Origin of the sequence: Streptococcus oralis, from assembly GCF_001578945.1 — a bacterium.
Classification (GTDB): Bacteria; Bacillota; Bacilli; order Lactobacillales; family Streptococcaceae; genus Streptococcus; species Streptococcus oralis_Q.
In genome coordinates, this window is the sequence record NZ_KQ969550.1 from 485210 (window position 1) to 495993 (window position 10784).

Annotated in this window: 9 protein-coding genes and 1 pseudogene; 3 read left to right on the forward strand and 7 right to left on the reverse strand. The window is 43.7% G+C overall.

Going from position 1 to position 10784, the window contains the following annotated elements; translation table 11 throughout:
• Positions 1-27 precede the first annotated feature (27 nt).
• From dltD to SORDD16_RS02220, 5 genes are read right to left on the reverse strand one after another with little or no spacing between them, the layout of a single operon-like run.
• The gene (gene dltD / locus SORDD16_RS02200; protein WP_061452195.1) at positions 28-1296 is read right to left on the reverse strand and encodes a D-alanyl-lipoteichoic acid biosynthesis protein DltD; all 1269 of its coding nucleotides are present in this window, start codon (positions 1294-1296) and stop codon (positions 28-30) included.
• Positions 1289-1528 (reverse strand): D-alanine--poly(phosphoribitol) ligase subunit DltC, encoded by a 240-nt coding sequence (gene dltC / locus SORDD16_RS02205; RefSeq protein WP_061452196.1) that lies wholly within the window; start codon positions 1526-1528, stop codon positions 1289-1291. The genes dltD and dltC overlap by 8 nt, the downstream gene beginning before the upstream one ends.
• A 12-nt stretch (positions 1529-1540) precedes the next feature.
• Complete coding sequence (gene dltB, locus SORDD16_RS02210) at positions 1541-2785, reverse strand: D-alanyl-lipoteichoic acid biosynthesis protein DltB (protein WP_061452197.1); 1245 nt, start codon at positions 2783-2785, stop codon at positions 1541-1543.
• Positions 2782-4308, reverse strand: coding sequence for a D-alanine--poly(phosphoribitol) ligase subunit DltA (gene dltA, locus SORDD16_RS02215; protein ID WP_061452274.1), 1527 nt, complete (start codon positions 4306-4308; stop codon positions 2782-2784). Before dltA ends, dltB begins: the two co-directional genes overlap by 4 nt.
• A gap of 44 nt (positions 4309-4352) precedes the next feature.
• Positions 4353-4484, reverse strand: a complete 132-nt coding sequence (locus SORDD16_RS02220; protein WP_061416279.1) for a teichoic acid D-Ala incorporation-associated protein DltX — start codon at positions 4482-4484, stop codon at positions 4353-4355.
• Between the two features lie 257 nt (positions 4485-4741).
• Between SORDD16_RS02220 and gshAB the strand changes: the two genes are divergently transcribed.
• A complete protein-coding gene (gene gshAB, locus SORDD16_RS02225) occupies positions 4742-7000 on the forward strand; it encodes a bifunctional glutamate--cysteine ligase GshA/glutathione synthetase GshB (protein WP_061452198.1) in 2259 nt (752 codons plus the stop codon).
• A 163-nt stretch (positions 7001-7163) separates the two neighbouring features.
• On the opposite strand, the gene SORDD16_RS11075 is transcribed toward gshAB, so the two are convergent.
• The gene (locus SORDD16_RS11075) at positions 7164-7415 is read right to left on the reverse strand and encodes a hypothetical protein (RefSeq protein ID WP_128973448.1); all 252 of its coding nucleotides are present in this window, start codon (positions 7413-7415) and stop codon (positions 7164-7166) included.
• Between the two features lie 442 nt (positions 7416-7857).
• Positions 7858-8752: pseudogene (locus SORDD16_RS02230) on the reverse strand (amidohydrolase family protein).
• 166 nt (positions 8753-8918) lie between these two features.
• On the opposite strand from SORDD16_RS02230, the gene hslO reads away from it, so the two are divergent.
• Positions 8919-9791, forward strand: a complete 873-nt coding sequence (hslO, locus tag SORDD16_RS02235) for an Hsp33 family molecular chaperone HslO (RefSeq protein ID WP_061452199.1) — start codon at positions 8919-8921, stop codon at positions 9789-9791.
• A complete protein-coding gene (dusB, locus tag SORDD16_RS02240) occupies positions 9778-10758 on the forward strand; it encodes a tRNA dihydrouridine synthase DusB (RefSeq protein ID WP_061452200.1) in 981 nt (326 codons plus the stop codon). The genes hslO and dusB overlap by 14 nt, the downstream gene beginning before the upstream one ends.
• Positions 10759-10784: the final 26 nt, after the last annotated feature.

Below are 10784 nucleotides of genomic sequence, written 5' to 3' on the forward strand. Positions count from 1 at the left end.
TGCCAAGTTCAAGTTTTTTTAATCGATTTATTGGAAATCTTTGATGTTCCCATCATAGGTCGCCCAGTCCTTGCTAAAGAAGCGCTCATTCATCTTGTAGTCTGGAGCTGGTTTCGGATCCGTCAAGAAGGGATTCACAACCTTATCAAAAGCCAGCCAACCCAACCATCCTAGATGAATAGTATCCTTAACAAAATAAGGATTCCCTCCATTTTTTGAAAAATCAGCAATATTGGTAAAACCCTGACTTTCTAATTGGTAACGAATTTTCTCCACTGCATGCTGGTACATCTCTTCGCTGAGTCCTGTGTACTCCATCCACTTCTTGTTAACCGGCTGAATGACAAAGAGCACATTGACCTTCGATTTTGCAAATTGATTGAGTACCAGCTGCAAATCATTGTATTCAGACGACTTTAGGAAGTTATAATTTTTTTGATATCCTTCCCATTTTTTTAAGTCTTTTTTGACCTCATACGTATAGAAATGATTTTCCATCCCCATATCGTTATTGGTCGTATTGGCTTCTGCATCCTTTCGGGCAATTTCTTCTAAAGCGTCATAAGAAAACTGATCAGGAAGATCTTTTAAATAGTTCTCCACGTGTTCCTTGTACTTGAGTTTTCCTCGAATGGAAAATTGACCAAAAAGAGAGGACTGCTTTTCATTGAATCGTGCAAAGAGGTTGATGATAAGTCGATCAGCATCTGACAAGTCCTCTCCTTTTGAAAGCTTTTGAAGGATGCCTTTCAATGCCACACTCGGATTCTGCTTTAACAACCGAATAGCCGCATGCTTTGCTGCGATATCTCCAGATTGATTTTCCAAAAAAGCTGTCAATTGGTCACTGTTAAAAAATCTCTGAAATGCTGCAGGCTCATAGTCTGTCTCTGTAAACCATTGAGGTGAGATAACAAACACCGCCTGCTTGTTCTCTATTTCTGGTAAAATTTGCTGCAAACCGAAATATTGGTTAAGTGAGGCCGCTCCTGCCTGCCCCAGAAAGTAAGGACGATAGGGACGATTGTATTTTTCTGCTAAAACAGCTGGATGGACACTGTCAAACCGAATCCATTCACTTGACCCTAGAAAAGGAATAAAACGCATATTTGGATCCGTAAGAGCCCTTACTTTTTGGCTTCTCTCTTTAAAGCTTTCCCTGCTAATAGAAGCCGCAGAATATTTCTCCTCCGTCAGATTATGGCTTGTTGTACTTGGATAAAAAAAGATGAGTAGAAGAACCAAAAATCCAGCAATGAAGATAGGCCCGAAGATCAGCCACAAGCGTTTAAGCATTCTTCAACTCCGTAATTCCTGCTACGATTTTATTAGCTGTATTCCAGTCATCGCGCCCGAACTCCGTCACTGGAACACGAATGTCAAAACGGTTTTCAATCTCAACAATCAATTCAACCGTTCCCATGCTATCCAGAATACCAGCATCAAAAAGATCTTCATCCATCATGTCAGAAACATCTTCCATAAACAACTCATCAATAATTTCAATAACTTCTGATTTGATATCCATTTTTATATCCTTTTATTTTTTAAACCACAAATCATTCAAAAATCCAGAAAAGATTAAGAATGAGAACATGACGACATGGAAGGTTACAGCCATGCCAAGCAACTGAATCCAGCGATTCTCAGGTAAGGAACCCTTTCCAGCTTTTTTCCATTCTTTATTGAGCGCTTTTTTCTTGCGAACCCAAGCGTCATTGATGACCAGTCCAAGCCCATGAAAGAGTCCATAGGCGATGTAGTACCAGGTCACACCGTGCCAAAATCCCATAATCAGCATATTGAGAATATAGGCTACACTTGAAGTGACATTGCGATTCTTAAAGACCTTCTTTCTAGTCAACACCATGACCATCCGCATAAAGACAAAGTCACGGAACCAGAAGGACAGACTCATGTGCCAACGATTCCAAAATTCCTTCAAATCCCTTGATAAAAAAGGCTTGTTGAAGTTCATAGGACTATGAATGCCCATCAAGTTTGAAATGGCTAGGGCAAACATAGAGTAGCCAGCAAAGTCAAAGAACAGTTCTAAACCGAAGGTATACATAACTGCAAGAGCATAATGGTTAAAGAAACCACCTGTCTGCAAGGCCAAATTTTTCAGCGGTGGCAATAATGTCTCTCCTAAAATGTGAGCCAAGATAAACTTGTAGAGGAAGCCAAGCATGATATATTTGACAGCCTCTTCTAGCATATCCATCAGCTCATCCCGCTCAGGAATGGTCTCGTAATCTTCATTGAAGCGTTTAAAACGATCAATGGGACCACTTGAGAAAGTCGGCATAAAGAGCAGAAAACGCAAGAATTGCCAGATCGTTAAATCCTTGATGACACCATCTCTCAACTCAACGATAACCCCAACTGCACGAAAGGTTAAGTAAGAAATCCCTAAAAATCCAATCAAGGACTGGGTTCCATGAATAACAGGAGATACTTTCACAAAGACGATAGGCAATAGAGATAGAAAGCTAACCAGGTAAAATATCCATTTACTATCCCGTTGTTTCCTGTACCTTTTGTAGAAAAATACAAGCAGTACTTGCCAGATAACATAAAGGATAAGAGCGCTTATTTGATCCGTCTTCCCACCTGTCAACATGGCTAGGATAAAGAAGAGACTAACGAGCACCTCGTACAAGGCAAAACGTTTCTTGAAAAAAAGACCGATAAAGATGGGCAAGGTCGCTCCGATGATGTATAGAAAATACTGTGGATTCCCATAAGGTTCCAAATGAGGAAACTGTTTGAAAAATTCCATCATCGGCTATTTACCTCATTGATCAAGCCTTTGATGTCAATTTTACCATTAGGCGTTAGTGGTAAACTGTCTCGATAGAGAAACTTAGATGGCATCATATAAGGCATCATGATGTTTTCCAGATCTTTCTTGATGGCCTTGGTAATGTCAATCTCTCGCTCAAATTGCTCACGAATGCCGTCTTTTAGGATGATATAAGCGAGAAGATTTTGCACCTTGTGGTCCTTGTTATAACGTGGAACGGCAACAGCCGACTCGATATAGCGGGACTTGTTGAGGTTTTGAGAGACATCTTCAAGCTCAATGCGATAACCATTAAACTTAATCTGGAAGTCCATCCGTCCTCCGTAGAGTAGCAAGCCTTCATCTGTCATGCTTCCTACATCGCCAGTGTGATAGGCAGGAAGTCCTTCAAATTCAAAAAAGACTTCAGCAGTTTTTTCAGGATTGTTGAGATAGCCTTTGGAAACTGCTGGCCCGGTCACGATGATTTCTCCCTGTTTTCCATTTGGCAACTTTTGCCCCTTTTCATCAAGGATAAAGGTCGGAGAATCTGTCTTGGCGTAGCCAATCGGGAGGCGTTTAAGACTAGCTAGCATCTCATCTGTCACGGCAACTGCTGAGAGGGCAACAGTAGCCTCTGTCGGACCGTAAGCATTGACAATGCGGGCTTTTGGAAAACGATCCCGAAGTTTTTGTGCCGTTTTAACCGTCAATTCTTCACCATCAAAGTAGAAATGCGTGATTCCTGGCATTTTCTCACTATTAAAGTCTTCTGACAACATGGCCATATCTGCAAAGGAAGGCGTTGATGTCCAGATCGCAATTGGAAGAGAAAAGATGGTCGCAAAGAGCTGCTTAAAGTCTTGCGTGATAGCTGAAGGAAGAGCAAAAAGTGTTCCTCCCAGCGCCAAGGTTGGCGCCCAGTACATGACAGACAAGTCAAAGGAATAAGGAGGCTGCGCCAACATTTGCGGACGACTGGGGGTCGCAAATTCCTTGTCTCTAATCATCCAGTTGGTAAAACTGAGGAGATTATCATGGGAGATCTGCACGCCCTTGGGCTTGCCCGTCGTCCCTGAGGTAAAGATAATGTAGTAATTCTCATCTCCCTTGACAGAATGCGTCAACTGATACTGGTTCTTCTGGGAAAAGGCGTCCTGAACCTGCTCCAACCTCAAAATGGGTAGGCTCACCTGCTCCAAAGGGAAGTCAGAAACAGCAATCACCAAGCTTGGTTCTGCCACTTCTAAAATAGCTGTCACGCGCTCCAAGCTCGAATGGCGATCCACAGGAATATAGGCATGTCCCGACTTGGTCAGGGCCACAAAGGTCGCCAACATTTCGTATTCCTGTCCACCAAAGACTAGGACTGGTGATTTTTCTGGCAAATCTAGAGTATCCAGCACCGTAGCTAGACTGTCCGAATCCGCCTTTAAATCACCATAGGTATGCTCCTGTCCAAGGATATGGTAAACTGGAAAATCTGGCTCTATACCGGCCCAATGCTCTAGCCTTTCTATCATGTCCTTGACAATCTCGTTTTTGGTCACCATCTACTGTTTCCTCTCTAAAACTCGTTATAAATAAAGCTTCCCTGTCCTTGACCCAGGTAACTAAAGAAGTAAAGCAAGCCCATAATAATTACGAAATACAGGGCTGTGCGACCTAAAAATAGGAGCCAATCGTTAGAAATTTTCATTGATTCACACTTTCACTCTATTACTATAATGAAGATATGTTTTATTCTACCACTTTTTCAATAGGAGGTTAACTATTTAGGGGAGTTTTTAAAAAATTTTTTCTCCCTTATTTATTCGTAATTGAGAGCACTTTCTTTCCCATAGCTCACAAAACGACGGCAGCTATTAAAAGTTCGGGAAAACGTAGCGAAAATTTGAATTCTCTGCTTATTTATAATAAACTGTATCTATTCTACCAACAAATACAGGTGAGTTTATGAAAATGAATCAACTTCTTCAACAACTAGATGCAGCGAGCCCTGTTCTGCAGGCAAATTTTGGTATTGAGCGAGAGAGCTTGCGCGTTGACCTAGAGGGGCGCGTGGCCCAAACGCCTCATCCAGAGGTCTGTGGAGCTCGCTCCTACCATCCTTATATCCAGACGGATTTTAGTGAATTTCAGCTAGAATTGATCACCCCTGTTGCCAAATCAACCCAGGAAGCCAGACGTCTCTTGGGGGCTATTACAGATGTTGCCGGACGCTCTATCAATAGAAACGAGCGCATGTGGCCCTTGTCCATGCCCCCTCACATCACAGAGACTGACATTCAAATTGCCCAATTAGAAGACGACTTTGAACGCCACTACCGCTCCTATCTGGCTGACAAATACGGCACCAAGCTCCAAGCCATCTCTGGTATCCACTACAATATCGAGCTGGGAGCGGATCTGGTTCAGGCTCTCTATCAGGTGAGTGACTATAGAGACAAAAAATCCTTTAAAAACGACCTCTATCTCAAGCTCGCCCAAAACTTCCTACGCTACCGCTGGCTCTTGACCTATCTCTATGGAGCTGCTCCTCTAGCAGAGGAAGGATTTTACAAGGAAGCGCCTCAAGGGCCTGTTCGCTCCTATCGTAATAGCGACTATGGCTATGTCAACAAGTTCAACATCCAAGTTTCTTACGCCAGTCTTGAAGCCTATATCACAGACATTGAGCGCTATGTCAAAGAGGGGGAACTTCTTGCGGAGAAAGAATTCTACTCTGCTGTGCGTTTTCGTGGCCAAAAACCCAACCGTCAGTTTTTAGATCAGGGCATTACTTATCTGGAATTGCGCTGTTTTGACCTCAATCCTTTTGAAGTGACTGGCATTGACCAAGCCACCATGGATACCGTCCATCTCCTACTCCTAGCCCTTGTCTGGATGGATCAGGCAGACAAGGAAGAAGTTGATGGACTCCTCCAAGAAGCTCACGAACTCAATAACCAGATTGCCCTAGCACATCCCCTAGATCCTCTACCTAATAAGGCAGATGCAGCGCCTGTTTTGGCAGCCATGGAAGCCGTGATTGCCCACTTTAGACTTGGACGCTCCTACCAAGACTTGCTAGAAGATATCCGTCTAACCCTTACAGATCCTCACCGGACTCTTTCAGGGCAGTTACTCCCTCACATCGAGAACCACTCTCTGGCCAACTTTGGACGAGAAAAAGCAACCGAATACCAGAATTATGCTTGGACCGCTCCTTATGCTCTGAAAGGCTACGAAAATATGGAACTCTCCACCCAGATGTTGCTCTTTGATATCATCCAACAAGGAGTTCACTTTGAGATCCTGGATGAGGAAGATCAGTTCTTAAAACTCTGGCACGACCAGCATGTCGAATATGTCAAAAACGGCAATATGACCTCTAAAGACAACTATGTCATCCCTCTTGCTATGGCCAATAAAACTGTAACCAAGAAAATCCTCCAAGCTGCCCACTTCCCCGTCCCTGCTGGAGAGGAATTTACTAGTCTAGAAGCTGGTCTCGCCTACTACCCTTTTATCAAGGACAAACAAATCGTGGTCAAGCCCAAATCGACCAACTTTGGACTGGGCATCTCTATCTTCCAAGAACCAGCCAGTCTGGAATCCTATCAAAAGGCTCTGGAAATCGCCTTTGCTGAAGACAGTGCTGTATTAGTTGAAGAATTCATCGCAGGAACCGAGTACCGCTTCTTTGTCCTAGATGGCGTCTGTGAAGCTGTTTTGCTTCGGGTAGCAGCCAATGTCGTCGGGGATGGCGTGCACACCGTCAGAGAGCTCGTCGCCCTCAAAAACGACAATCCTTTACGAGGTCGCGACCACCGCTCTCCGCTTGAAATCATTCAACTGGGAGACATTGAACGACTCATGCTCAGTCAACAAGGCTACGAGCCTGATGATATCCTACCAGCAGGGGTACAAGTCAATCTCAGACGCAACTCTAACATCTCAACTGGAGGCGACTCGATTGATGTAACCGAGACCATGCATCCTTCCTACAAGGAACTGGCTGCCCAGATGGCGAAAGCTATGGGAGCTTGGGCCTGCGGAGTGGACTTGATCATCCCAGATAATACGATACCATCTCGTCCAGATGCCCCTAACTGCACCTGTATCGAGCTGAACTTTAATCCTTCTATGTATATGCATACCTATTGCGCCCAAGGTCCTGGTCAAGCCCTGACTCCCAAAATCTTGGCAAAACTCTTTCCTGAAATCGGGTAAAGATATAGAAAATCGTAGCACTGATAGTGACTACGATTTTTTTGAGTTGACTGTATCTTAGAATATCGTGAGGTTGAAGGCGAAACATTTTTTGTAACAGTATCAAAGGTCGGCTTCAATTCCGTGTGACATTCTTGCATGACTTCTTCTAAATGATTCCTATCTATCTATTCGGAAAAGCCATCATCAAAATCAGAATTTCTTTCACCTCACTCAAAAGTAGAAAAATCCCCTTAGTCACGATCTTATCATTGGCTAAATCAAGAAATTGCTTGTCTAAAACAAGACCCTCCGTTTCCGCCAGATAAATCTTAAAATAAGATGCTTCACGGTACATCTGGTAAACTCTTGCATTCACATAGACTTCATAGAAATACCTCCGATTGGATTTCTCACATTCGCGCATCGCATACATAGCGAGAACAGCCTCTTCTACCGCCAGAGAGATTTTTATATTGGTTAATACACTACTCTCAAAGTTTCCCCTTCCCTTTCGGTTTTAACTTGAACAAATTTTAGAAAAAATACTCCTCTCCAATCCATTCGCCAGCACCAATGTCTCCCTGCAGGAAAATCGGCTCCACTTTAAACGCCTCTCTTTTAGCGAGTTTAGACCCAGTCTTTCTCACATAATCTTGGCACTGGGGAGATTTTCGGTGAATTTAATAGGCTCCCCCATTCGCATAGGCTTCAAAAACAATGGATTCTGTAGGCGAGTTCTGACTTTCATATACATGCGAGGGGTCCGAGCTCACTTTTTTGAGAAATTATTAGATTAACGACACTGGCCCTCATGAAAAGTTGTTAAATCTGTACGAGTCGCTCTCAAACGAAAAGGATAGGCAACCAGCTTCATATCAAGCCTTATCTCCCACTAACCCTATTATATTTTGGCTGAAAATCTGCTCTTTCTCCGCCTGACTGAGGGGCAAACTTTCAATCGCCTGGCTAATCACTTCCCACGCTCCTGTCGGCGCAAGACCAAAGGGGACATGATCCAGACCAAAGAAATCTACTGCCAACTCCAGCGCCTTGGGATTCCCAAAAATAACTGTATCCACATAAAATTTTCGGAAATCTGATGTCTGCCATTCTGATAAGATGTGATCAATCCGCCTCGCAAAGTAAAAAACATGGCACCCGCATGATGGACAATAATTTTGAGATCTGGAAATTTTTGAAAATATCCTGCCTCGACAATCTGATACATGGCCTAAGTCGACTCATATTCCCAAGAAAAAACAATATTATTGTCAGGTTTTCGTTCATCAAAACAGGATGAAGTCAGACAGGTAATTGTAACGCAGCACATTTAACAAAAATCGGCTTAAATTTCTCATCCGCCAGTGATTTGCCTAGATGACGACTAAAGATCTGAACGCCAAGCAATTCTGGTATCTCTGCTACCGTATACACCATAGATAAACTCCCTTCTTCATCATTAAGAACCAGCATAGCAACGCCACCCACAAATAGATCCGAATACTCCTGAACTGTCTGGATCAATTATTGATTAGCTTTCTTAGTCAATAGAAGAGCAGACAACTCTGATAAATAATCCTCAGGATTCAGATTGACATAAGAAATGATTTGCTTAATCCCTGCTAGCAGGTACTTACAGCGAAGAGCGAAATCCGAAAGGACAGAATTCTGAATAAAAGGCATCTTTTCAGGAAGTTCAGGATCCAACAAAAACATTCGCTTAGAAAACTCTGGCAGTAAAACATGGGCAAAAACATCGATTTTAGACATAACTCTCTTCTTTCTTTTGAACACTTACGACCAGAGGCAATCCTTACAAACTATTGTCCTCTTCTCCATTGTACAAAAATTTAAACCAAGAGAAACATTTCACCAGACGTTCGAAAACAAGTTCTCTTTTTGCCCCTTCACTCCTTTTTATGCTAAAATAGTAGCTATGGATAAAATTATTAAAACAATCTCAGAAAGTGGCTCTTTTCGTGCCTATGTCCTCGACAGCACGGAAACCGTCCGCACTGCTCAAGAAAAACATCAAACTCAAGCCAGTTCAACTGTTGCACTTGGCCGAACCCTTATCGCTAGCCAAATTCTCGCAGCCAATGAAAAAGGAAATACCAAACTAACAGTTAAAGTTCTTGGAACGAGCTCTCTCGGTGCCATCATCACGGTCGCAGATACCAAGGGCAATGTTAAAGGCTACGTTCAAAATCCTGGTGTTGACATCAAAAAAACTGCAACGGGTGAAGTCCTAGTCGGTCCTTTTGTCGGCAATGGCCAGTTTCTCGTTATCACAGACTATGGCACTGGAAATCCTTACAACTCCATGACTCCTCTCATCTCTGGGGAAATCGGTGAAGACTTGGCATACTACCTGACTGAAAGCCAACAAACACCTTCAGCAGTCGGCCTCAATGTTCTTTTGGATAAAGACGACAAGGTCGAAGTTGCCGGCGGCTTCCTTCTCCAAGTTTTGCCAGGAGCCAAGGACGAAGAGATTGCTCGCTTTGAGAAACGCATCCAAGAAATGCCAGCTATCTCGACACTTCTGGAAAGCGACGACCATATCGAAGCCCTCCTCAAGGCCATCTATGGTGACGAATCCTACAAACGTTTATCTGAAGAAGAAATTCGTTTCCAATGTGACTGCAGCAAAGACCGTTTTATGAACGCTCTTGCCAGCCTTCCAAGCTCAGACCTTGAGGAAATGAAAGAGGAAGACCACGGGGCAGAAATCACTTGTCAATTCTGCCAAACAACTTATAACTTTGATGAAAACGACCTGGAGGAACTCATTCGTGACAAATCTTAATACCCCCTTTATGATTGGCAATGTTGAGATTCCCAATCGTACTGTTTTAGCACCCATGGCTGGCGTGACCAACTCAGCCTTTCGTACCATCGCAAAAGAGCTCGGAGCTGGACTCGTTGTAATGGAAATGGTCTCTGACAAGGGAATCCAATACAACAATGAAAAAACCTTGCATATGCTTCATATCGACGAAGGGGAAAACCCAGTCTCTATCCAACTTTTTGGTAGCGACGAAGACAGCCTCGCACGCGCAGCAGAATTCATTCAAGAAAACACCAAGACCGATATCGTCGATATCAACATGGGCTGCCCAGTTAACAAAATCGTGAAGAACGAAGCTGGCGCTATGTGGCTCAAGGATCCTGAGAAAATCTATAAAATTATCAACAAGGTCCAGTCCGTTTTAGATATTCCTCTGACAGTCAAGATGCGGACAGGTTGGTCCGACAGCTCACTGGCTGTAGAAAATGCTCTGGCAGCCGAAGCCGCCGGAGTCTCCGCCCTGGCTATGCACGGCCGCACCCGTGAGCAAATGTATACAGGTCACGCAGACCTTGAGACCCTTCACAAGGTTGCTCAAGCTTTGACCAAGATTCCATTTATCGCCAACGGTGACATCCGTACGGTACAAGAAGCCAAACAGCGTATCGAAGAAGTCGGTGCTGACGCTGTCATGATTGGTCGCGCAGCCATGGGTAATCCCTACCTCTTCAACCAGATCAACCACTACTTTGAAACTGGAGAAATTCTCCCTGATTTGACCTTTGAAGACAAGATGAAAATCGCCTACGAACATTTGAAACGCTTGATTAACCTCAAAGGAGAAAACGTAGCCGTTCGTGAATTCCGCGGCCTCGCTCCTCACTATCTCCGGGGAACATCTGGCGCTGCTAAACTCCGTGGAGCCATCTCCCAAGCCAACACCCTAGCAGAGATTGAAGCCCTCTTGCAATTAGACAAAGCATAGTAGAAAAAACCGTAACTCGCTTGGCA

Coding starts and splice junctions, on each gene's coding strand:
- dltD (WP_061452195.1), bottom strand. CDS start 1,296: ATGCTTAAACGCTTGTGGCTGATCTTCGGGCCTATCTTCATTGCTGGA.
- dltC (WP_061452196.1), bottom strand. CDS start 1,528: ATGGATATCAAATCAGAAGTTATTGAAATTATTGATGAGTTGTTTATG.
- dltB (WP_061452197.1), bottom strand. CDS start 2,785: ATGATGGAATTTTTCAAACAGTTTCCTCATTTGGAACCTTATGGGAAT.
- dltA (WP_061452274.1), bottom strand. CDS start 4,308: ATGATAGAAAGGCTAGAGCATTGGGCCGGTATAGAGCCAGATTTTCCA.
- SORDD16_RS02220 (WP_061416279.1), bottom strand. CDS start 4,484: ATGAAAATTTCTAACGATTGGCTCCTATTTTTAGGTCGCACAGCCCTG.
- gshAB (WP_061452198.1), top strand. CDS start 4,742: ATGAAAATGAATCAACTTCTTCAACAACTAGATGCAGCGAGCCCTGTT.
- SORDD16_RS11075 (WP_128973448.1), bottom strand. CDS start 7,415: ATGTATGCGATGCGCGAATGTGAGAAATCCAATCGGAGGTATTTCTAT.
- hslO (WP_061452199.1), top strand. CDS start 8,919: ATGGATAAAATTATTAAAACAATCTCAGAAAGTGGCTCTTTTCGTGCC.